The sequence below is a fragment of the Nocardia arizonensis genome (assembly GCF_001310275.1).
GTDB lineage: Bacteria > Actinomycetota > Actinomycetes > Mycobacteriales > Mycobacteriaceae > Nocardia > Nocardia arizonensis.
The window spans coordinates 20,763-41,772 of sequence record NZ_LGYZ01000133.1 but is presented as its reverse complement, the minus strand read 5'-3'; the positions used below and the strand labels follow the sequence as shown (position 1 = coordinate 41,772).

20 protein-coding genes are annotated in these 21,010 nt (G+C 70.2%); 3 read left to right on the top strand and 17 right to left on the bottom strand.

What is annotated here, in order from left to right:
- The first annotated feature begins 185 nt into the window (after positions 1-185).
- The 3 genes from APZ21_RS31440 to APZ21_RS31430 all read left to right on the top strand — a co-directional run bounded on the left by APZ21_RS31440 (position 186) and on the right by APZ21_RS31430 (position 2,408).
- Positions 186-1,082, top strand: a complete 897-nt coding sequence (locus APZ21_RS31440; RefSeq protein WP_040713665.1) for a helix-turn-helix domain-containing protein — start codon at positions 186-188, stop codon at positions 1,080-1,082.
- A 38-nt stretch (positions 1,083-1,120) separates the two neighbouring features.
- Positions 1,121-1,945 carry an SAM-dependent methyltransferase gene (locus APZ21_RS31435; protein ID WP_040713660.1) on the top strand — a complete coding sequence of 275 codons (825 nt, stop codon included), beginning with the start codon at positions 1,121-1,123 and terminating at the stop codon, positions 1,943-1,945.
- Positions 1,946-2,006: 61 nt separating this feature from the next.
- Positions 2,007-2,408: a hypothetical protein gene (locus tag APZ21_RS31430; protein WP_156371427.1), complete on the top strand. Its 402-nt coding sequence runs from the start codon at positions 2,007-2,009 to the stop codon at positions 2,406-2,408.
- A gap of 115 nt (positions 2,409-2,523) precedes the next feature.
- Here APZ21_RS31430 and mobF read toward each other — a convergent pair whose 3' ends face one another.
- The 17 genes from mobF to APZ21_RS31345 all read right to left on the bottom strand — a co-directional run bounded on the left by mobF (position 2,524) and on the right by APZ21_RS31345 (position 20,989).
- On the bottom strand, positions 2,524-8,574 hold the full coding sequence (gene mobF / locus APZ21_RS31425; RefSeq protein ID WP_063125126.1) for a MobF family relaxase: 6,051 nt from the start codon (positions 8,572-8,574) through the stop codon (positions 2,524-2,526).
- A 310-nt stretch (positions 8,575-8,884) separates the two neighbouring features.
- A complete protein-coding gene (locus tag APZ21_RS31420; protein WP_051030278.1) occupies positions 8,885-9,295 on the bottom strand; it encodes a DUF4326 domain-containing protein in 411 nt (136 codons plus the stop codon).
- A 133-nt stretch (positions 9,296-9,428) separates the two neighbouring features.
- Positions 9,429-9,845: a hypothetical protein gene (locus APZ21_RS31415; protein ID WP_054816794.1), complete on the bottom strand. Its 417-nt coding sequence runs from the start codon at positions 9,843-9,845 to the stop codon at positions 9,429-9,431.
- A gap of 101 nt (positions 9,846-9,946) precedes the next feature.
- On the bottom strand, positions 9,947-11,539 hold the full coding sequence (locus APZ21_RS31410) for a hypothetical protein (RefSeq protein WP_054816793.1): 1,593 nt from the start codon (positions 11,537-11,539) through the stop codon (positions 9,947-9,949).
- 402 nt (positions 11,540-11,941) lie between these two features.
- Complete coding sequence (locus tag APZ21_RS34565) at positions 11,942-12,319, bottom strand: hypothetical protein (RefSeq protein ID WP_040713653.1); 378 nt, start codon at positions 12,317-12,319, stop codon at positions 11,942-11,944.
- A gap of 29 nt (positions 12,320-12,348) precedes the next feature.
- Positions 12,349-12,741, bottom strand: a complete 393-nt coding sequence (locus tag APZ21_RS34560; protein ID WP_040713648.1) for a hypothetical protein — start codon at positions 12,739-12,741, stop codon at positions 12,349-12,351.
- 143 nt (positions 12,742-12,884) lie between these two features.
- Complete coding sequence (locus APZ21_RS34555; RefSeq protein ID WP_040713646.1) at positions 12,885-13,313, bottom strand: hypothetical protein; 429 nt, start codon at positions 13,311-13,313, stop codon at positions 12,885-12,887.
- A gap of 17 nt (positions 13,314-13,330) precedes the next feature.
- Entirely contained in the window at positions 13,331-13,852 is a 522-nt protein-coding gene (locus tag APZ21_RS31390; RefSeq protein ID WP_156371426.1) for a hypothetical protein, read from the bottom strand.
- A gap of 91 nt (positions 13,853-13,943) precedes the next feature.
- On the bottom strand, positions 13,944-14,150 hold the full coding sequence (locus tag APZ21_RS31385) for a hypothetical protein (protein ID WP_040713642.1): 207 nt from the start codon (positions 14,148-14,150) through the stop codon (positions 13,944-13,946).
- Between the two features lie 213 nt (positions 14,151-14,363).
- On the bottom strand, positions 14,364-14,897 hold the full coding sequence (locus APZ21_RS31380; RefSeq protein WP_040713641.1) for a single-stranded DNA-binding protein: 534 nt from the start codon (positions 14,895-14,897) through the stop codon (positions 14,364-14,366).
- A 142-nt stretch (positions 14,898-15,039) separates the two neighbouring features.
- Complete coding sequence (locus tag APZ21_RS31375) at positions 15,040-15,975, bottom strand: DNA processing protein DprA (protein WP_051030277.1); 936 nt, start codon at positions 15,973-15,975, stop codon at positions 15,040-15,042.
- A gap of 102 nt (positions 15,976-16,077) precedes the next feature.
- Positions 16,078-16,410: a hypothetical protein gene (locus APZ21_RS31370; RefSeq protein WP_040713640.1), complete on the bottom strand. Its 333-nt coding sequence runs from the start codon at positions 16,408-16,410 to the stop codon at positions 16,078-16,080.
- Between the two features lie 122 nt (positions 16,411-16,532).
- Positions 16,533-16,970, bottom strand: a complete 438-nt coding sequence (locus tag APZ21_RS31365; protein ID WP_051030276.1) for a DUF3085 domain-containing protein — start codon at positions 16,968-16,970, stop codon at positions 16,533-16,535.
- Positions 16,967-17,728 carry a hypothetical protein gene (locus APZ21_RS35285; protein ID WP_063719987.1) on the bottom strand — a complete coding sequence of 254 codons (762 nt, stop codon included), beginning with the start codon at positions 17,726-17,728 and terminating at the stop codon, positions 16,967-16,969. The genes APZ21_RS31365 and APZ21_RS35285 overlap by 4 nt, the downstream gene beginning before the upstream one ends.
- Positions 17,729-17,758: 30 nt before the next feature.
- Positions 17,759-18,631, bottom strand: a complete 873-nt coding sequence (locus tag APZ21_RS31355; RefSeq protein ID WP_162240401.1) for a bifunctional DNA primase/polymerase — start codon at positions 18,629-18,631, stop codon at positions 17,759-17,761.
- Complete coding sequence (locus tag APZ21_RS31350) at positions 18,628-18,960, bottom strand: hypothetical protein (protein WP_040713638.1); 333 nt, start codon at positions 18,958-18,960, stop codon at positions 18,628-18,630. The genes APZ21_RS31355 and APZ21_RS31350 overlap by 4 nt, the downstream gene beginning before the upstream one ends.
- A gap of 94 nt (positions 18,961-19,054) precedes the next feature.
- Complete coding sequence (locus APZ21_RS31345) at positions 19,055-20,989, bottom strand: ParB/RepB/Spo0J family partition protein (RefSeq protein ID WP_051030275.1); 1,935 nt, start codon at positions 20,987-20,989, stop codon at positions 19,055-19,057.
- Positions 20,990-21,010 lie beyond the last annotated feature (21 nt).

Sequence of the window (21,010 nt, the reverse complement as noted above, 5' to 3'; positions counted from 1 at the left end):
GCTGGCCCTGACGCCGTACGCGCCGATCCGGCGTCCACATTCGCTCCGCGCGTCGATGTCCTGCCGGACATCGACGACCGAAGCGTCCTATCTCGGACAGATTATCTTTACTGATAATCTAACCTGATAATCACCTCTATGGGTGGGAAGAGTCCGATCGGGCGATGAGATGACGGTGGGAGTGCATGGCGACGAGGACCGCGCGGAAAGTGCTGCTCGGACGCGAAATCGATGACCTGCTGCGACGGGGGCGTGTCACGCAGGCCGACGCGGGGCGCATCGTCGGTGTCGGCCAGTCGCGGATCGCCGCCGCGATCGCGGGAACCGGAAATCTCACCGCCGACGCGCTGAAGAAGCTGGTCGGCGAACTGGGTATCGGCGATGAACGCTATCTCCAGATGCTGCTGGAGCTGCGCGAGGACAATCATCGTCGCGGGTACTGGACTTCGGGGTACCGGCGTGCCTACATCGAGGAACTACGACTGCTGGTCGATCTGGAAGCCGTGGCCGATCGCCTGCGCGAAACGGCCGCCGAGATCATCCCCGGCCTGCTCCAGCATCCCGACTACATCCGCGCGCTGCACCAACCATTCGCACCCGACGACCACGACCCCGACGCCATCACCGTCGAGGACTATGTCCAATCCCGCACCGCGCGTCAGCAGATCCTGTTCGCCCGCCCGGCACCGGAGTTCCACGCGATCCTGTCCGAGTCCTGCCTGCGCCGCACCTACGGCAACGATCAGGTGATGGCCGACCAGATCGGCCACCTCATCGAACTATCCGGGCGACCCAACATCCAGCTCCAGGTCATGCCCTTCACCCACCAAGCCCCCGGCGCGGGCATGGAGGACCGCTACATCCTGGTCCGCGTCCCCTCCCCGGGCGCCGCTGGCGATCTCGAGATGGCGGTGGTCGAAGCGCAGGGCGAGATCCGCTACATCGATGACAAACCCGCGGTCGCCATCCGCGACACGATCTTCACCCGTCTCACCATGACCGCGCTCAGCCCCGCCGATTCGCGGCAATTCATGCACCACCTGCTGCGCGGACTGCGCAACCGGCCCACCGTCACGCGATAGCCACTGCGCGCGAGCACAACCGAACAGGAAATCCGTCGATGTCCGAACCCGACTTCGAACCCCGCCATCTCGACACCGCCAAGCCGAGCTCGGCGCGCATCTACCTGCACATGATCACCGGCGAGGTCATCTACGAAGCCGACCTGCCCTTCATCGAACAGCTCTACACCGCGATCCCCTTCTACCCGAAATGGGCCCGGCACAACCGCGCCTTCCTCGGCCGCGCCGTGCGGCACATGGCCGACCACGGCATCCGGCAATTCCTCGACATCGGATCGGGACTGCCCGCCGGGGGCAACACCCACCAAGTCGCCCGCGAACTCATCACCGACCCCCACGTCGTCTACGTCGACAACGACGAAGAAGCCATCAACCGCGCCCGCGACCTGCTCACCGAACACCAGCTCCTCGACACGACCGCCATGATCGACGCCGACCTGCGCCAACCCCCGCGCATCCTCGAACACCCCGACACGCGCAGACTGCTCGACTTCACCCAGCCGATCGGACTGCTGCTGATATCGGTGCTGCCCTGGATCACCGACGAAGACGACCCCGCCGCACTCCTGGTCCAACTCCGCCACGCGATGCCGCCCGGCAGCCAGATCGCGATGACCCACGTCTCTCTCGAAGACGCAGGACCCCAGATCAGGACCCAGGTCGCCGCCGGTGCCTCGGTGTTCGCCGACGCGAGTACCCCCGTCACCCTGCGAACCCGCCAACAATTCGCCAGCTTCTTCGACGGATGGACACTGACCGAACCCGGCATCACCTACGCCACCGACTGGCACCCCGACACCGATATCGACAGCGACGATGACGCACGCCGCTGCAACTTCGCCGCTATCGGCACTCTCTCGTAACGTGGACTGGTGCGAGAACCGGACAACCCGACGGTTCCGCGCGCTCGAAAGGAAACACCCCGTGCTGCCGACACCGACCGTGAGTCAATTCCGCAAGGCCGCCGCCAGCTCACCCCAACAGGCATGCGTCATGATCTACCGCGACACCACCCGCACCATCATGTGGGACGACAAACTCGCCGACACCGGTGACCACGAAGTCCCTCTCGATGAGTGCTTGAGCTTCGACCACGACCAATTCGAGGCGATCCAACACGCGATCCGTACCGGCGATCCGGTCCGGATCCCGCTTACGATCACCCGCACCAGCGGCGACGGCTACCTGTTCACCGCCGCCGACGGGTACGCGAGCAGCGCCGGAACGGCAACGTTGTTCTTCGACGCCGCCGAATACCTCGCCTTCGCCACCGCAGTGCGCAACCGCGAGTTCGACCGAGGGGCTACCACGCAACAGCGGCTGTAGGCCCTACCGGCCGCGCGGCGCGTCACCGTCGACGAAGGACCACACTGTCACCGACCCGCACGAGACGGCGGGCCGAAACGACGACGAGGCAGGACCACCCGTCCGGAAGCCGAGCTCACAATCCGAGGTCGGGCTCTGGCGAATCGCTGGGATCGGGCTGGTTCAATCCCGTGGGGTCGAGTGTGGTGTGAGGATCGTCGGTGAGGCGCAGTGCCTGTTCATGACGCGTCTGCGCCGGGCTGAGTTCGGCTCGGCGTTGTCGCTCGGCGTAGACGCGGTCGATTTCACTGCGGGTCTCGGCGGCGAACCTCTCAGCGGTCGCGTCCGGCGTGGCGTCGCGGGGATGAGCGCGGCTGTCCCGGGCGCGGATGTCCTCGGCGCTGGTGTTCAGGACCTCGTCCCATTTGTCGGGTGTTCCGGCGTGGTTGACCGCGTCGCGGTGGGCTTCTCGCGCGTCACCGCGGGCGCGGGTGCGGGCGCGTTCGTGTGCGGCTTGCTGCCGCACGAGTTCATCGATCCGGGTACGCAGGACATGGCGCACGTGGCGTTTGTAGGTGGGTGTGGTGTCGAGCCCTTCGCGGTGGGTCGCGAGTTCGGATCGGGTGGCGTGCAGCGCGCGGGTCGCTTCGTGGAGATGTTGCTCGGCGTCGAGTGCGGCGTGGATGGCGGTTTGCGCGTCGCGGTGGCGCCGGAGCAGTTCGGCGATATCGACGGTGTCGGATTGCTCGGGCGGCGCCGGAGCAAACGCGACGGCGTAGGTGTCGGTGAGCGCGAGTTGCTGATGCAACTCGTCCAGCCGGACGCCGAGTTCGGTGTCGCTGAGCGCGAACAGGGGATCGGTGACGGGCGGTTGATGATCGATGTCGCCGTTCGGTGCGGGGTGGGCGCGGATCCAGGCTTCGATCTGGGCGCGGCGTTCGGGATCGGTGACGGCTTTCCAGTCCCGGCGCAGGATGGCGTGCACGGCAGGAAGCGGTTTGCCGGCCGCGAGGTGGTCGGCGCGCGCGGTCATGTGCCGACTCGGGTCGTGGTCGGGGATACCGGCTTCGCCGTTGTCGCGGCATTCCCCGCAGAGCCCGTCGTCGGCGCGGCGCGGGGGGATCGGTGTCGCGTCTTGGGGACGGCGTTCGATGCTGCACGCGACGCATTCCAGCCCACGCGTGCGGTGGGTGGCGGCTTTGTCGTAGTCGAGTGAATACGCGGCCGGTGTCGGGTCTTTGGCTTCGTCGCGGCGGTAGCTGCGGTCGGCGAGGTCGGCCTCGCGCGGCGTCGGTGCCGCATGCTTCGGGAGGGGAGGCAGCTGTGAGTCGGGGAGTGCGGGGTCGTCGGTGAGGCCGCGGACCTCGTGCGCGTCCGGGCGCGCCCAGGGCTGGTCATCGGTTCCGGCGCGGGTGTCGTGGTAGTCCTGTTCGTGGCGGCGAGCCCGGACCTGCGGATCGGGCAGCGGATCGCGGACCAGGTCGCGGTCGACGCGGGTGTCGTGATCACGGGCTGCTCGGTGACGGCGCGCGCGCTCGAACCCCGGTGGAGGCGGTGTGCGATCGGGTCGGTCGTCGTGGACACCGGGGTCGGTGGCCGGGGTGCAGGCGTCGATGAGCGCCCGATGTTGAGGAAAGCGTTGTCCGGCGTCGCGGAGGCGGGCGGTGGCGACGGGGTAGGCGTAGCGGTAGAGGGTGTCGGTGACCGCGCCGAGAACCCAGCGTTGTTCGTCGGTGAGCTGGTGCTCGAACTGCCGGAATCGGTAGACGGCCGCGCGGACTCGGCCGTCGCGATACAGCTGCGCGATGGCCGCGAGCTCGGGATCGAAGCCGGAGGCATTGATGTCGACCGGAGTAGACGCCACCAGTGCGGGCTGCGGGCTGCGGGGCGGTTCGGGGTCGGGTGGATGCTCGCGGGCCGGCGCTGCGGAGTTCGCTGGGCGGGTGGTGTTCTCGCTCATGGGTGCTCCGTTTACCGTGGGTGGGGTGGAGGGGGTGTGGTGCAGGAGCGCATCGATGCGCCAGGCCAAGGCGGCGGCGATCTGGTCGGGGCGCAGGCCGCCGCCGTCGTCGGGGGTGGCGGCGAGCAGCAGTTCGTACGCGGTAGCCAGGAGCTGGCGCGGCGCCCATTGGGTGCTGGTGGCGCGCTCGAGGACGGCCACGACCCGTGGCCAGGCCGGGTCGTCGACGACCCGCTCGGCGGTGTCGGGGCCGAGGATGTCGGTCAGGTCGGTGATCCAGTCCGGGCGCAGGTTGTGGTCGCGGGCGTCGAGGGCGGAAGCGTCGAGTTCCAAACGGGCCCACAGGGCGGCGGCGGGCATCTCATCCGGTAGTGGCCGAATCGCGGCGGCGGTGTGGAGTCGCGCGGTGATGTCGATGCCCGCGCGGGCGGCGAGGTCGACACGTTCGGCGATCGCGGGCCAGTACGGGTCGACAAGGATGCGGGGTTCGATTCCGGACACGGTCTCGGCCCACCGGTTGACCGGACGCCTCGGGTCACCGAGCGCGGCGGTGACGCGGTCGTCGAGGAGGTCTTGGTGGTCGCGTTCCCGGACGGGGTAGCGGCGTGGCCCGGTCGGGCGGATGTCGATGTCGGCGACATGCAGACTGGCCCGCCATACCGCGAGATCGGCCAACAGGACAGGGGTGGCGCCGAGCAGGGGCCGCGCCCAGACCGGCGCGCTCAGCGGCGTCCATTCCTCGGTCGCGACCCGGATCTGTGCGGCGAGGTCGCCCAGAATGCGCGCGCGGGCGTCGACCTGGGTGGTGCTGGTGTCGACCCCCGCCGGTATGGCCGGTGTCCAGGGCAGTGGCCCGGTACCGGTCGAATGCGCGCCGGAAGGATCCAAACGCCAGTCCAAGACCGCGGCGGGGTCGGCGGCGGTGTCGAGTTCGCGCTCGGCGATCGCCGCCCGCAACGCGTGCACCGGATCGATGCCGCTGACGGCGAGGGTGGCCAGGTGTTGACGCAGAGTGGGGTAGGCGGGGGCGTCGGGGAGCCCGGGATGCAGTCGTTCGGCGGCGGCATCGACGCGGGCGAGTGCGGGTTCGCCGAGGGTGTGTTCGGCGGCCAGCCCGAGGGCGTCGAGGTAGATATCGAGCGCGCGCCCGATGCGCCGGTGCGGATCGAGGGCATCGCGCAGCTGGGTATGTGCGGACTTCTGCGCGCCGTCACGGCCCAGAACCCGCACGAGGTTCTCCACCGCGGTCCGCGGGAACGCCGCGCTCTCGGTGAAATCCGAGCCCTCGTCCCCGCTCAACGCCGAGGGGATGTAGGCGTGGTTGGCGTGGATGCCGCGGGTCATCGCGACGTAGAGCTGCTCGCGCGATTCGCCGCCGGTGAGCGCGACATGACACGTGTCGGCGGTGATTCCCTGCGCGGAATCGATCGTCGCGGCGTACCCGAGACGCACGTTCTGTGCGACGTACTCGGCGGGTAACCGCACAGTCGCGCCGGTTTTGCTGTGGTGTCGGGCGGTGATACTGCCGTCGGAATGGACGGCGGTGACGGTCCAGACGTAGCCGTTGCGCACCCAATCGTGGGCACCGAAACGCAGTTTCTTCGCGTTCTGCCGGGTGCGGATCGTGTCACCGACCGAGGCCGCGGTGCGGTCGCCGAGCACCACTTCCGGGCCGTCGAGACCGCCTTCGCGCAGTAGTCGGTCGGCGCGGGCGCGTTCGTTGAGCGCGGTGACGGTGTCGTGGTTGGCGGCCAACATGATTGCGTCGCGCCCGGCGGCGTGGTCGGCGGCCCAGGCGGTATAGGCGTCGTCGTGGGTCGAACCGGTGTGCCCGCCGTGGATGCGGTCGTTGTCCAGGTACCAGCCCAGCGCGGCCGGGTCGCCCTCGCGCAGCATCAAACTCGCCGACGCCTCCGCGGTGGAGGCGAAGCGCACGACGTGGGTCAGGGTGAGGGTCTGCTCGGGTGCGGCGGCGGTCATGTCGGCGTCGACGCCGCCGGCCTCGATTGCGGGGAGCTGGCGGTCGTCGCCGAGGCAGCGGATCGTCGCGCCGCGATCAGCGAGGAAGCGCAAGAGGTTGAGGCGTTTGAGGGTGCCGATCTTGACGTGTTCGTCGACGATCACGAGGGTGTCGCCGGTGATGTCGAGGACCCATTGCGGCAACGGCGGCGGATGCCCGCGATCGGGTGTGGAGTTGTGTGGGTCGGGGGTGTGCAGGTCGATGACGGTGAGTAGCTGGTCGACGGTTTCGCAACGCGCGTCGATGGATTCGCCCAGCACCGCGGCGGCCTTGGCGGTGGGCGCGAGCCCGAGCACCGTGCCGCCGCTGGTGTTCCAGGCGGCGGTGAGCACCGCCATCCCGGTCGTCTTGCCGGTTCCCGCAGGGGCGTTGGCGGTGTGCACACGCATCCCGGAGCGCGCGAATCCTTCGATCACGCTGCGCTGCCCGGCATTCAACCGTTGATCCGGATGCGCGGCGTCGTAGCCACGGATCGCCGCGGCCACCACCTCGGGGGCCACGACGCGCGCGCCGGGCTGCACCGACAGCGCGATGAGGGCGTCTTCGGCGGCCAGGATGCGGGTGGAGGTGTAGATCTGGGCGCCGGCGGGGGTGTAGCTGCTGGACTGGTCGCGGCGGCGCAACGCGTCCGGGACGACGGCGAGTTCGGGCTCGGCGGTGATATCGGGGTCGCCCATCGGGATCGACCGCGCCGGGTCCAGGGCCGCCTCCAGCACGGCTTCGCTGATCTGCTGCCATTGGCTGCCGTGGATTTTGCCGCGGATCTGGCGTTCGATTTCGGCGCGGACGTTGGCCGAGCGCCAGGTGGATCGCTGCTCGGCGACGGTTTCGAGGACCCGGTCGGCGGTGCGTGTGATCCACTCCCGCGTCGCGGTGACCCGCGGTGCGCGTACCGGATTCAGCGCCACTGAGACCATTGCCGCGAGGGCTTCCCGACCACCGAGGACCGCGATGGCTTGCTCGCGCCAGGCACGCCGCTGCTCGGCGAGCGAGCGCAGGAGGTGTTTGGCGGGCCGGGTTTCCAGGGTCGCTTGCTGGGCCAGGTCGCGGATCTCGATCGGTGTCGGTTCGCGGCCGTGGGCCTGCTGGAACAGCGCTGACAGCTCACCGGTACGGGCGCGGATCGCGCTCTCGCGCCGTGACCATGCCTCGATCAACCGCAGGGGGATGCCGACGATCTCGCGGATCGGGCGCTTGCTCGGGTCGGTGCCGGCCCGTTCGGCGAATTCCACGCCGACGAGGCGTTCGCAGTGGTGTTCGAGGCGGGTGTTGTAGATCTCGCTGACGGTGACCACCACCCGGTACAGGGCGGCGCCGTCGAGGGTCCGCCAGCGACCGTCCGCAGTCCGGCATCGATTAGCGATGAGAACGTGTGTGTGCAGGTCGGGGTCACCCGAACGCGCATCCCTGTGAAAAAAGCAGGCCGCGACGATGCCCTCGACATCGACCTGGCGCACCCCGTTGCGGCCGAGCCGGGTGTAGATCCCGTGGGACTCGAGCCAACCCAACGCGTCCGCGACTGCGGCGTTGTGGGCGGCCTCGATCTTCGCCGACACCGACCGTGGCGCCACCGCCCACAACGCCGACACCGACTTCACCGGCGAGAAAGTGATATCGAAACCGGCGACCGCAGTAGTGGGTGGACGTGAGTTCTTGGCGATCCAGCCCGACAATTCCCGCGCGTTCAAGGGCGGGCGGGAGTACTCGTCGGTGAACATATCGAACGCGACATGTGTACGAATGCGGGTGCGATCCGCTTCCGAAAGGGGTGCGTCGGCGGGCCTGTCGTGCGCGATATTGTGTTCGGCATACGCCTGCCCGCACCGTTTACGGTAATCAGAATTCGGTGCGTAAACGCGAAAAGGATTACCCAAACGCGACGCTTTATCGGCCGCGTCGCTCGCCTGTTTCGGAGTCGCACCGCGCGCGGAGGCGTAGTGGAAGACGGTGTCTTCGATCTGTTCGGCGTCGGGATGTCGACCCACCCCGAACAGGGACTTCACCTGCGACTCGGTCACTTCCGCACCCACATCGATGCCGAGGGAGGCCAAACCGGAACCGCTCCACACCCCAGGAGACTCACCATGGGCCGAGTAGTAGTCGGACAGCGCGGAACGGCCGCGGGAGTCGACATCATTCGCGGCTATATTTCGCAGGTAATACTGATAGCCATTGCCTGCGACGACTTTATGAATCGTCGCGGTCATAAATCCATCGAGCACCCCGAACCGACGAAAGTCGAGGAATCCAGGGTATGCAGATTCCGGCTGTTCGCGAGAAACCCCAGGACGAGACCAGATCGTTATCTAGATCGGGTCGGGGAGGGGCCGGAATGCAAGAGGTGTGCTTAACAAAGAGGAGTGGAGAAGAGAGGAAGAGGTGGGTGCGGATGGCAGCAGTGTGGAGATGATAGTAGGAGGAGTGGGGAATGGGGCGGTGCGCGGGGTGGAGGGGGAGAGTGGTGTGGCGGGGTTGGTGTGGGAGCCGTAGGTGGTGGTCGGTGGTCGGTGTGGGTGTTCAGTGGCGTGGCCGCCACAGGTGCAGGGCGTCGAGCGGGTGCAGGTCGGGATCGAGGGTGAGGGCGGTGAGGGTGTCACCGTGGCAGTGCAGCGGCGCGCACCAACAGCCCAGCACGCGCCCGGCGAACTCGCCGCCGCGCAGGCGCGCGAGTAGGCCGACCTGTTCGGCGGTGTGGTGGGAGTGGGCGGTGAGGACGTCGTCGCGGTTGCCGTGGCGGCCGATGATGAACGGGTTGCCCCAGTCGCTGGCCCGGTCGATGCGAACGAACAGGTCGTGGCGTCGCGCCCAGTCGATCAGCGGGACGTGCCCGGCGGCGGCGCGCATCGACACCACGACCGGGGTACCGGCGGCCAGGTGCTGTTCGAGATCGGTGAGGTTCAGCTGTGCGGGATCGATGTAGTGGACCATGGTGGCCTTCCTCCGGTTCGAGTGCTCGCGACGGTGCCCGAGCCGCGCGGGCCGCGTCGGGAGATCTGCCCGACCCGCCCGCCCGGCCCGGTTCGGGTGATCGAACCGAGCTGCGCGGGGACGCCGAGGTGGGTCAGAGGGTCGGGGCGGGGACGGGTGACCATCCGGTGGACTCGCAGGCGTAGTGACGGTCGTCGAGTCCGACGAGGTCGCCGACCGACAGCGACCGCAGTCCCGTGACGCCGTGCATGCCTTTCGCGTACCAGGTGTCGGTGTGGATCTGGTCCTCGTCGTGTTCGGGGTGGTCGTTGAACGCGGCGAAGACACGTTCGAGCAGAACCTCGTCGGTGTCGGTGGCCGGGTCGGCGCGCAGCAGGTAGGTGTAGGCCAGGGTGAGGGGCGCGTCGGGCTCGTATCCGGTCAGCAGCGCGTTCCGGTCGCGGTTGAGGTAGACCCGCACCCGGACCTCCCCCGGGTGGGAATGAGGTACGGACACGGCATCGCGCAGCGCGCGCAGGACACGGCGGACTCGGTTCGGGAATCGATGCACGGGTCAGGCTCCTGCCGGATCGGGGATGGTGGACCGGCCCGCCGCAGGGGTCGACACCGCGGCGGACCGGGGAACATGGGAGGGAATCGAGCAGGGGGCGGTCAGGCCACCGCGGACGTGCGGCGGGTAGCGGTGGGTACGAGGCCGAGGTCGATGCGGCAGTCGGTGCAGTAGTTGTCGGCGTGCACGACACCGTTTCGGGCGCAGGCGTCGCAGCGTCCGATCCGCTGCCCGGCCCCGAGCGCGGACCCGCCGCGGCGCGGCCGACGCGCGGCGGCGGTGCGGGGTGCGCGTTCGGGCTGGCCGAGGTTCATGGCCATCCACCGGGTGATCAGCCGCCAGGTCGGCCCGGTGTTCGCCGCCGCCGCGCGTACCCGGTCCAGCAGCACCCGCGCCTGGGCGGGATGGGAGGTGGCGATGTGGGCGCAGCGGGATTCGACGAAGGTCCGCATCCCGAACCCGGCAGTCAGCGCGGGGATGCCGGGGTGGCCGTCGGCGCGGCACACATCGCAGAGCCCGTCGTCGCTGACCACGATCCCGTGGCGGGTGTGGAAGGGACGGCGGTCGGCGGCGGGCCGGTCGACCCAGCAGCTCACGCACGGCCACCCCAGGTACGGGGTCATCGCCGCGAGGTCGTAGTCCAGTCCCGAGCCCTGCCAGGTGGACTCCCGCACGTCGAGTTCGCTGTAGGGCAGATACTCGTCGCGGTCGCTGGGCACCGCGAGCCCGGTACGCCGGGCGGCGAAGCGGGACTGGTCGGCGGTGGTGATCCGCGGCGGGAACTGCGGCCGGGTGCGCCGCGCCCGCCCGCCGCGCCCCCGCGCGGACGGTTCGGGCTCGCTGTCGTGTCCGCGCAGGAACTCCCGTGCCGCGTCCTCGAGACCGGCGTAGCGGCGGTCGGGGGCGATGTGGCGTTCGGGGACCTCCGGGGCGAGCAGGTGCCGGTCGGCTTCGGTGTAGCACTCGGCGACGTGCAGGAAGTAGGAGCGATCCCACAACTCGGCTTGTACGTGCGCCCACACCTGCCCGGCCTTCTTCCTCGGTTCGGGCACCGGCGGGGTGCGGTCCTCGTCGACGGCGGTGTCGATGGCGTACAGCCGCCGCGCGGCATAGCTGGCGTATTCACGCTGGCGGCGTTCGGCGACCGCGAGGTCGCGGTCCCGGTGGCGCAGGCTGACGAGCCCGACGGTGGGGGCGGGGATGCGGGCGCGGCGGGCGGCGATCTTCTCGGGCTGCAAGCGGGCGGCGTCGGTGGCCGCGCTCGGGGTGGCGGTGTAGCGGTCGCGGGAGCGTCGGTCGCGAATGGAGCGACGCACCCATTCGGCCGCTTCGATCGACACCTCGGAGGGGGCGGGGAGCTCGGGCCGGTAGAGGCCGGGGTCGCCCTCGGCGGTGTGGTCGATGATCATGGCGCGCAGTTCCGGCCGGGACTTGGCCATCCAGCCGAGCTGGCGGGCCGCGGTCTTCCAAGGGGCGCGCTCCATGCGCGCCGCGGCGTGCGCGAGCAGTTCACGCTCGACCGGGGAGGCCAGGGCCAGCACGTCGGTGAAGCGTTCGCGCGCGGCGTCGGGATCGGATGCCAGGAGGTATTCGATCTCACCGAGCGCGGCGGCGAACGGGGAGACGGTGTCGGCGATTTCGGTGACGGTCTCGGTGGCAGGTTCGGTCACGGGTGCGTTCAACGTTGCGGTCATCACTGGGTCCTGTTCTGTCGTGGAAACAGCTCGGCCCCGTGCCGGACGCACACAGCACGTGTACGTGACCCCGGCACGGGGCTGGGCGGCTGGTCGTCTGACCCGCCTGAGTGCGATCGACCAGGGTGGGAGTCCGACGCGGCGGAGGGAACGCGCCGAAACGGTCGGCGCCGAATTCGCTGCGCACGACCGCACTACCGCCGGATGCGAGACATGCGGCGCGCTGGGCGAATTCGGGGACGGCCGGGCGCGGGCCCGGAGCCGTGGCGGGCTCACGCCCTGGTAGCACTCAGACAGGCGGGGCAGATGGCCAGACGGTCAGCCCTCCCCACCGCAACCCTTGATCGCTGACGCGACCGGCCCCGGGGCGCTGCCCGGCGTGACCCCTTGGGGGCCGGTTGGTCAGAACGGTGCGCTGTATGCCTCAAGGGCGCTGATCAGCGCGTGGCGGCCGGCGAGGATCAGGTCGAGGATGTGGCGCACGGTATCGGCGCGGGTGGCGTCGGGTTCGGGATGGATGAAGGTCTCGGCGACGTCCACGCTCGCGCTGGTCAGCCGCAACTGGTCATTGATCTCGACGATCAGGAGCAGGCGCGCGTCGTCGGTGCGCCACAGAATGATCTGGGCGAGGTCTTCGCGCAGCTGCCCGTCCAGGGCGTAGATCGCGGTGTGCAGGACCTCTTCGATGTCCTCGATCGTCAGGACCGAGATCGGCTCGAGGCGCAGGACACCGAGTGCGAGCAGTTTCTGGAGGTCGGCGTCGGTGAGGGTGTCGGGCACAGCGAGTTCCTCCTTGCGGGTGGCCGGTGTCAGGTGTGCGGGTCGTCGGGGCGGTCCAGGCCCATCCATGCCTGCTGCCAGGCCGCAGCGAAGCTGGTGGCTTCCTCGCCGGCGCTGATTCCTTCGTCGTGGGAGTCGGTCGCGTCGTAGATGACGACGGTCCAGCTGTCGATGTCGCCGCGGTGGGTGGCGAGTCCGGCGTCGATGCTGGTGATCAGGACGTAGAGGGTGCCGGTCGGGTCCAGGATCGGCCCGGCCTCGGCCTCGATCGCGACGAACGCGAACATCGGGTGTCCGCCGGTGTCGACGACGCGGGGATTGCCGCCGATCCCGGTCAGGAACTCGACCTCGGGAGCGTGGGCGGCCAGCAGCGGGGCCGCGATGTGCTCGGGCGCGGGAGAATTCGGGGAGTCGATGGGCATGCCGCCCTCCTTTCGGCCGGAGTGGTGTGCTCACCACGCCGGTGCCTCGGCCGGGCAGTGCGCGTGTATGCGAGCCGAGATGGATCGCTGTTTGCTCGGGCGGTGGCCTCGGGTGGTGGGGTATCGGTTGCGCAGGGCAGTGGTCAGTGCCTCGCGCCGGGTTCGAGCGGGTCCACCGATTCGATGAACCGCAGCGGCACCAGCACCGCGGCGAGCGTGTGTCCGCCGTCGGTGTGAACGAGGGTGTGGCGGCGTCCGACCGCCCGGACCCGGACACGGAGGCGGTGCCCGCCACCGGTGGTGAGCGTGGCCGGGGTCCTCGTGCGCCGTAGCCGGTGCAGCTCGACCGCGAGCAACGCGAGCCGACCGTGCCCGCCGACCGTGTCGTCGGCGTCGGCTTCGGGCGGGTCGGTGTCGGTGATCACGGCCAGGCGTGCGGCGATGACCGCGTGCAGGCGGCGGATCCCGTCCCACGGGCTGGCCTGCTCGGCGAGGGCGTCGAGGCGGTCGAGCACGTGGGTCAGGAACCGGATCTGGATCGTGGCCGTCTCCCGCGGGTCGTCGACGCTCATAGCGATCCTCTCCCGGGTCAGGCCACCAGCCGGTCGCCGGTGCCGGTCCTCCCGGCAGTGACGGCCACGACTCGGCGAGGGTGGGCCGCCCGGTGGCGGGCGCGGGCCGCGATCGCCGCATCGGTGGTGCGCGCCGCGTCGGTGGCCGGGTTCGGTTCGGCGTGCAGGCGCAGGTCGTAGCAGTCCTCGCGGACCGGGCCACGCAACAGGGCGCGGATCTCGTCCGCGACCGGGACCTCGAGCACCTCCACGCCGCCGCCTGGGCGCGGCCGGTGCTCGGGCGGGCGGGGACCGGTGGTGGCGGTGGTGGCCAGCCGGGCCGCGGCCAGGGTCAGGACCCGGGACAGGGCGGCGTCGGGTGAGTGGGCGTGGCCGCGGTGGACCAGTCCCAGCCATGCCCAGTCCGCAGGCGTCAGCTCGGCCAGCGCCACGGTTATCGCGGCGCGCGCCCGCGTGGGCGTGTGCTCGGCGAGGGCGATCAACGCCGCTGTTGCCGACGCGGTCACGGCGGGAGCTTCGGTAGGTGCTGGCTCGTTCATCGGGGGATCTCCTGGTCCTGGCGGGGGTTTCGGCGGATTCACGCGGATTCGCGCGGGATCCACCGCTGTCGGAATGAAACGGGGGTTCGATTCAGGGGTGTTCTTCGCGCATCTGCGACTCGACGCGGATCCGCTGCCAGGTACGCACGAGCCGATCACCGGGGCGCATGGCCGCGACGGCCTCGGCGCGGTCACCGGCTTCACACCACAGCTGCCAGTCGGGGCCGAGCACGCTGTACCAGCGCGGCTCCCAGTCGCCCTGCTCGCAGGTGTAGGTCGAGTTCTCGAAATCGTTCACGCGAAGACCGACCTTTCGACAGTGGAGCGGGGGTCGGTGCCCGCTGACGCGGTGCGGGTCGTGGGAGAAGGCCCGCGATTCGCGCCGCGACTACCGCGCGGCACGTAATACCGGTGGGACGGAAGGGGACCGCACCCGACCGGGGGTGTCGGGTGCGGCCACCGCTCGCGCCCCGCCTCCGACGCGCGGGGGCGCAGGCGCGGAGGGGGCCTTCTAGAACGGAGGCTCCACGCCGCCGCCGAATCCGTTGCCGAAGCCGCCGCCGAATCCGCTACCGGCGGTGGTGGCCCAGGGGTCGTCGTCACCGCTGCGGCTACCCGCGGCGGCCCCGACGAGTTCGCGGGAGCGATCACTGCTACCGTTGTTCGTGTTGGCGCGGTTGGACTTCTGCTTGTTCACCTTCGCGGTGGCGTAGCGCAGCGACGGACCGACCTCGTCGACCTCGAGTTCCACGACGGTGCGCTTCTCACCCTCGCGGGTCTGGTAGGAGCGCTGCTTCAACCGTCCACTGACGATCACGCGCGCACCCCTGGTGAGGCTCTCGGCGACGTTCTCCGCGGCCTCTCGCCAGATGTTGCACCGCAGGAACAGCGCCTCGGCGTCCTTCCACTCGTTGGTGGTGCGGTCGAAGTACCGCGGGGTGGACGCGACGGTGAAGTTCGCGACCGCGACGCCGGCGGGGGTGAACTTGAGTTCGGGGTCGGCAGTCAGATTTCCTATCACGGTGATGACGGTGTCTCCGGCCATGGCGGTTCTCCTCGAAGGTCGATGATCAACAGGGACAAACGAATTCGCGTACAGGGTCAGGCCCCACCCGCGAGCCATCGTCACCGCGCGGACGGGCGTCGGCGCGGTGGGTGGTGGCCGATGACGCTGCGTGGCTGCGTGGCTAGTCGTGGTGCGGGTGGCGGGGTTCGGGGTCGGCGGTTTCGTCGAGCGCAGCGAGTACGTCGGTGACCGAGTGCACGGCGCGCGCGTCGCCGTCGGCGATCAGTCGGTCGCAGCCCCGCGCGGCTGCGCCGGGGGCGGCGGGCACCGCCAGGACGGGCCGGTGCAACTGCCGCGCCCACCGTGCGGTCGCGAAGGTGCCCGAGCGCACACCGGCCTCGGGAATCACCACCTGCCGCGACATCGCCGCGACGAGGCGATTACGGGCGAGCAACCGCGCGGGTTCGACACCGTCGCGGGGCGGGTATTCGGACAGGATCGCGCCGGTCGCGGCGACGGCCTCGAACACCTCGGCGTGGGCGACCGGGTAGACGCGGTCGATCCCGCCTGCGGACACGAGCGTGGTCGCCACACCGCGCTCAAGGGCCGCCCGGTGCGCGCACACGTCGACGCCATAGGCGCCACCGCTGACGATGTGCACACCGCGTTCGGCGAGCGCGCCCGCGATCTCGGTGGTGATGGTGGCCCCGCGCGGGGAGACCGCCCGCGACCCGATCACAGCGACGCGGGTCAGGACCGAGACCGCCTCGACGGTGCCGCGCACCCACACCGCGATCGGTGCCTCCAGGAACCGGCTGTCGCGGGCGTCGAGGTCGTCGAAGGCGAGTCCGGTCCAGGCGGGATCGTCGGGGGTGAGCAGCCACGCCCCGGCCCGCTCGGCGCGGTCGAGATCCCGGTCGGCCAGCTCCGCCAGCGTGGCGGGTGCGCCGAGTCCGGTCGGGAGCGCGCCGATCCGGTCGGCGGCGTCCTCGATATCGGGTGCGAGCGCCCGGGTGGACACGACCACGTCCGGGTAGGTGGTCGGGGTGAGGGCGGCGCGGGCCAGGATCGCCCACGCCCGCAGCCGGGTATCGGAGACCGGGGCGATCGTGTGCATGGCAGTACTCCTCGAAAGTGGTGGGGTCGAGCGGATGTGGCCCGTGGCCAGGGGCCGAAGGGCGTCGTGACCGCGCGCCGGAATCGGGGGTGACGTGCGGGTCTATTCGGGCGGGAGGGCGAGGCCGGTGAGCGCGCACAGGGCCGCGCGCCAGTCGGGGAAGCGGGCGTGCATGTCTTCCTCGAGGATCCGGTGCCCGCAGTCGCCTCCGGCATAGCTCCACCCGCCCGCATCGAGGGTGACCGCGGCCAGACACAGCTCGCCTGCCCACACCCGGACCTCGGTCGCGTCGGCCTCACCGCCGGGGTGCGCGGTGAGATCGTCCTCGCCGCGGCAGAACTGGAGATGCGGGCGCGCCTCGCTGGCCGTCATCGTGTCGAGGGGCGAACGGAAGACCGGGTCGGTGGTCGGGGTGTTCGAGGTCGATTCGAGCATGGGGGTCCTCCGGACTCGGGGTCATCGAGGGTCGACGGCGTGAGGTGAACCGCCGATGGGCGCGCCGACTCCGGCAGGACTCGCCGGATGCGTGTGTGTCCCGGCGATGTTCGGATCGGATCTCAGGAGGGGCCGGTGCCGCTGAGTTCGATGGTGACGGTGTCGGGCTGTGCGGTGAGGACGAGCCATTTCGCGGGGTCGTCGGGGTTGCGCAGGAGGCCGAGCAGTGAGGTGGAGTCGTCGCCGTCGGGCTCGGTCAGGGTCAGGTATTCGACGAAGTCGTCGCCGAGTGGCGCACCGTGGTCCCAGTGGGTGCCGGGGCCGTGGCCGTGGGCGTAGACGACGTGCATCTTGTTGGTCGGGGGGTCGGTGTCGGTGCGGGGTTGGTTGGGAAGCCCGTTGCTGAGCAGGTAGATCCCGTCGTCCTTGACCCATATCAGCGACGGTGTCCCGACCGGGGATTCGTCGCCGTAGGCTTGCCGGTGTTCGGGGGCGGCGATGGCGTGTTCGGCGAGTTCGAGCACGTCGGTGCGGCGGAACCAGAGCGGGGCCTTGATCATTGGGGTGAGGTGTCCTTTCCGACGGTGGCGGCCGGTGGTGGTGCGGCGCATCGGCGGACCTGGGCGCGCCAGAGGCGTGCGCGGGTGCGGGTGATGGGGGTGAGTGGTGTGAGCAGTCGCGGGTCCAGGCGGCGGTAGTAGTTGCTGCCTTCGATCTCGTGGCGGTGGGCCAACTCGATCCGCACCCGGCCGGTATCGGTGTCGGGTGTGGGGCGGTAGAGCAGCTGGTGGGCGGTGACCTCGCCGGTGGTGGTGTCGGCGATCACCGCGGTCAACACCGTGTCCCAGCTCGTCGTGACCCCGGCCGCGACCGCGTCGGCGGCCGGGGTGCGGTCGTAGCGGATCAGGCGCTGCCCCTCGGGCAGGTGCCGACACAGATACGCCAAGGCGAAGGCGTCGACGTCGGGGGCAGCGGGCACGGTGACCGCGAGGGCGCGCGGCCCGGTGAGCCGGTAACGGGAGGGGAGCCAGTCTTCGCGGTCGACGCCGTCGAGCCAGTGGGTGCGGTCGCGGCCCAGGACGTATTCACCGCCGGGCGGGTCGTCGAAGGCGTCGATCAGCCTCGCGCGGCAGGCCGCGCTGCCCGGTCCGGCGAGGGTGGCGTCGCGGAACTCGCGCCACTCGTCCCATTCCCAGCCGCGACCGGCGTCGATCACGACCGATTCGCAGTCGGTGGCGACTCCGTCGAGGAACACCGACACCTCGGTTTCTCCGGACGGGTCACAGACCACCACGACTTCCACGCGCGGATCCGGCATGAGAGGTCTCCATTTCTGCCTGTCGGGGAGTTATCGGCGCAGGTGGCGGGGACGGGAGCGGGAGTAGCGCAGTCCGTTGGCGATGGTGCGATCGGCTTCGCCGCTGGTGAATCCCTCGACCCCGACGTGTCCGGCCGCGGCGTCCGACAGCACGCGGTGGGCGTGGTGTTCGCTGATCTCGTCGGCGGCCACCAGCCGCCCCAGCACCAGCGCGGCCCGGAACAGCGTGTGGTTGCGGAAATGCAGCCGGGCGGTCGCGACGCGGTGGGCTTCCCCGGCGAGGATGGCCGCGAGGTAGGCGTCGGGATGGGTCGCGGTCGCGGGCAGTCGAGAGGCGGGCGCGGGTGGCGGCGGGGTGAGCAGGGTGACGAGTTCGGTCGGGAGTTCGGCGACCGGGTGATCGGCGATCACGGTGTAGTGGCCGTGGCGGGTGCGCGATCCGGGCGCGATGACGTAGCCGCCGTGGGCGCGGGTGTCGATCCCGTCGCCGAGGCGCCCGATCGTGCACGGCAGCCGCGGTGTCGCGGGAGCGGCGTAGTAGAGGTGCCAGCCGTGCGGGGTCGCCACCGTCCAGGTCACCGGCACCGGGGCGGTCGATGCGCTGGCCAGGCGTGCCACGGCGTCGGCGAATCCGGTGGCGGGCGGGCTCATGTGGCGGGGATCGAGGTCGATCACACACAACCCGGCCGGGCCGGTCGCGATCGCCACGTTCCGCGCAGGGGCCTCGTCCCACCACCGGCGGATGCGGGCCGGGTCGGTGCTGGCGTGGTCGGGCCACCGTTTGAACACCGGCGGTTTCTTGGCGCCGGGCCGGACCGGGAACACCGGCCACCCGCGCGCGGCGAGGTCGAGAGCGAAGCCTCGCAGGTCCACGACGTCGGTGCGCGCCGACGTGGTGGTCACCACCGTGGTCCCTGGTGGTAGGCGGTACTGCTGACCCATACCGCGGTGGCGTGGAGATCGTCCACGAGAGCGCGGACCTGCTCCAAGGTGGCGGGCTGGTCCGGGTCGGTGGCGAGCGGGTGGTAGTCGTGGTGGTCGGCGCGCAGGACCACATGCCACGACAGGCTCATCTGGTCGAAGACACGCACGGTGGCGCGGAAGCGGCCGTCGGCCTCGACGGTGAGAGTGATGTCGGCGGGCTGGTGGAAGACCAGGCACAGGCTGCGCGCGCGATAGCCGTTGTCGGTGCGGGCCAGGGTGTCGATGGTGGGATCGTCGGGGGTGCGCACAACGGACTCCTTTCGGAGAATGCCGCGAGAAGAGGCGGGACGCGGTCCCCGGTGCGCCCGAACTCTGCCGGGCGCACCGGGACTCGGGAGGGGGTCAGGCGGCTTCGGGCAGGTCCTGCTCGTCGCTGTCGGTTTCCTCGTTGGTGGCCTCGACATCGGTGTCGGTGGGTTCGCTGATCGCGGTGGGGTTGTCGATGTCGATGTCGGTGGGGTCGAGTTCGCCGAGGGCGGCGAGTTCGACGGGCACGAGGGTGTAGCCGAGTTCGCGCAGGAAGTTCAGGTAGCGGCGGACCGCGGGTTGGGTGTAGCGCCACAGTTCCTTGTCGGCGCGGTGTTCGTAGCCACCGAGCACGAGCGCGAGTGCGATGACCTGGGCGCGTGCGGGTTTGAGGGTGTCGAGGGTGGCCAGCAGGTCGGCGCGGGACCGGTAGCCCTCGATGCCCAGCAGTTTCAGCGCGGAGTCGAAGCTGTGGTATTCCCCGGTCAGGCCGGGATCGGCCAGCAGGGACCGGGTCAGGAACAGCGCGGCTTGGGCGGGCGGGGTCTTGCGCGCTATGAGGCGGATGACGAATTCCATGCGGGTCTGCTTGGCGGCCAGCCCGAGCTTGTTGAGTTCGCGCACACGCCGCCGCGCGGCCCGATCGATCTCGGCCTTCTGCGCCGCGGCCTCGGCGGCGGCGTCGGCGGCGGCGCGCCGATCGGCGGCGGCCTGCTCGGGGTCCACCTGCGGGAACCGGCTGCGGCGCTCGCCGGTGTCGGGGTCCTCGCCGTCGTCGGCGACGTCACCGATATCGGTGCCGGTGTCATCGGTGGCGAAATCGGGTTCGGGTTCGGGTTCGGTGTATTCGCGCAGCCCGACGGTGTCGAGGTGCTCACGCGGCAGGAAGTATTCGGTCACGATCTGGTCGCGCTGTTCGACCTCGCGGGCGTGGCGCAGGCCGTCGGCGGGTTCGGCGTCGGGGTCCTCGCTGGTGTCCCAGTCCACGGTGTCGGGGTCGATGATGTGGCCGGAGTCGATCTCGACCCAGACCGGGTCCTGGTCGAGGTCGAGCCACACCAGCCACGGCCCGGGGTTCGCGGCGATGGTCGCGAATTCGAGCGCGTTGCCCTCGGCGTCGACGATCTCGGCCGCGCACAACAGCTCGGTGTCGGTGTCGGTGTCGTGGAGGTCGGGGTAGTCGGTGAGGACCCCGAGCCCGGCCTGGGCGTAGGGCAGGGCGTGGGCGAGGTAGGCGCGCTGTTCGGCGCGTTCGACGCCGATACGTTTGGCCTCGTAGTCGAACACGCCGGTGCGCACGTTGAGCAGTCGGCGGACCGCGTCGTGGTCGCCGAGGGTCTCGTACTCGGCGATGACCGCGGCGTGGGTGAGGTCGTACTGGTCGTCTTCGTCGATGAGGCGGCGCGCGGTCGCCGACGCGCCGACCTTGCCGACGAGTTTGGCGTCCTCGCGTTTGGTCTGCAACGCCTTGGCGACCCGGGTGACCGAGGCCCCGAGCTCGAGGGCCAGGGTGACCCCGGCGGCGCGGTCGCCGTTGGTGAGCGCGATGCGCCGGTCGTTGACGGTGATCTGCTCGAAGATCCGCGCGATCTCGGCCTCGGTCGCGTCGACGGCCGGGTCGTAGTCGCGGATGTAGACCGGGACCTCGGGCAACTCGAACGCCAGCGCGGTCAGGGTCCGGACCTGCCCGTCACGCACCACGAGACGGCCGTCGGGCATGCGGATCACCAGGATCGGGGTGAGCACGCCGTGCTCGCGGATGGAATCGGTGACCTCGGGGTGGTCCTCGAGCCGGAAGTCCTTGCGCACGTTCTCGTCAATCTCGAGATCGGCGGGATCCACGGTCGGCCCCGTGCACAACTCGTCGAACCGGCCGGGTTCGGCGGTGATGTCGTCGGCGGCGTCGGCGTCGGAGCCGGCGTGGTCCTGGCCGTCGGGTTCGGCGGCGGCCGGATCGGGATCGAGGGCGGGGACCTGGGCGTCGACGTCGAATCCGGTGTCGGTGGTGGGCGTGTCGGTGTCGGTGGGCATCGAGACGGGCTCCTAACGTGA

What these genes read in the sequence shown, in the direction of transcription:
- APZ21_RS35285 (WP_063719987.1), bottom strand. Translation starts at nt 17,728, where the DNA reads ATGCCGGATCCGCGCGTGGAAGTCGTGGTGGTCTGTGACCCGTCCGGA.
- APZ21_RS31420 (WP_051030278.1), bottom strand. Translation starts at nt 9,295, where the DNA reads ATGGTCCACTACATCGATCCCGCACAGCTGAACCTCACCGATCTCGAA.
- mobF (WP_063125126.1), bottom strand. Translation starts at nt 8,574, where the DNA reads ATGACCGCGACGATTCATAAAGTCGTCGCAGGCAATGGCTATCAGTAT.
- APZ21_RS31410 (WP_054816793.1), bottom strand. Translation starts at nt 11,539, where the DNA reads ATGACCGCAACGTTGAACGCACCCGTGACCGAACCTGCCACCGAGACC.
- APZ21_RS31345 (WP_051030275.1), bottom strand. Translation starts at nt 20,989, where the DNA reads ATGCCCACCGACACCGACACGCCCACCACCGACACCGGATTCGACGTC.
- APZ21_RS31435 (WP_040713660.1), top strand. Translation starts at nt 1,121, where the DNA reads ATGTCCGAACCCGACTTCGAACCCCGCCATCTCGACACCGCCAAGCCG.
- APZ21_RS31390 (WP_156371426.1), bottom strand. Translation starts at nt 13,852, where the DNA reads ATGAACGAGCCAGCACCTACCGAAGCTCCCGCCGTGACCGCGTCGGCA.
- APZ21_RS31440 (WP_040713665.1), top strand. Translation starts at nt 186, where the DNA reads ATGGCGACGAGGACCGCGCGGAAAGTGCTGCTCGGACGCGAAATCGAT.
- APZ21_RS31370 (WP_040713640.1), bottom strand. Translation starts at nt 16,410, where the DNA reads ATGCTCGAATCGACCTCGAACACCCCGACCACCGACCCGGTCTTCCGT.
- APZ21_RS34560 (WP_040713648.1), bottom strand. Translation starts at nt 12,741, where the DNA reads ATGCCCATCGACTCCCCGAATTCTCCCGCGCCCGAGCACATCGCGGCC.
- APZ21_RS31380 (WP_040713641.1), bottom strand. Translation starts at nt 14,897, where the DNA reads ATGGCCGGAGACACCGTCATCACCGTGATAGGAAATCTGACTGCCGAC.
- APZ21_RS31365 (WP_051030276.1), bottom strand. Translation starts at nt 16,970, where the DNA reads ATGATCAAGGCCCCGCTCTGGTTCCGCCGCACCGACGTGCTCGAACTC.
- APZ21_RS34555 (WP_040713646.1), bottom strand. Translation starts at nt 13,313, where the DNA reads ATGAGCGTCGACGACCCGCGGGAGACGGCCACGATCCAGATCCGGTTC.
- APZ21_RS31375 (WP_051030277.1), bottom strand. Translation starts at nt 15,975, where the DNA reads ATGCACACGATCGCCCCGGTCTCCGATACCCGGCTGCGGGCGTGGGCG.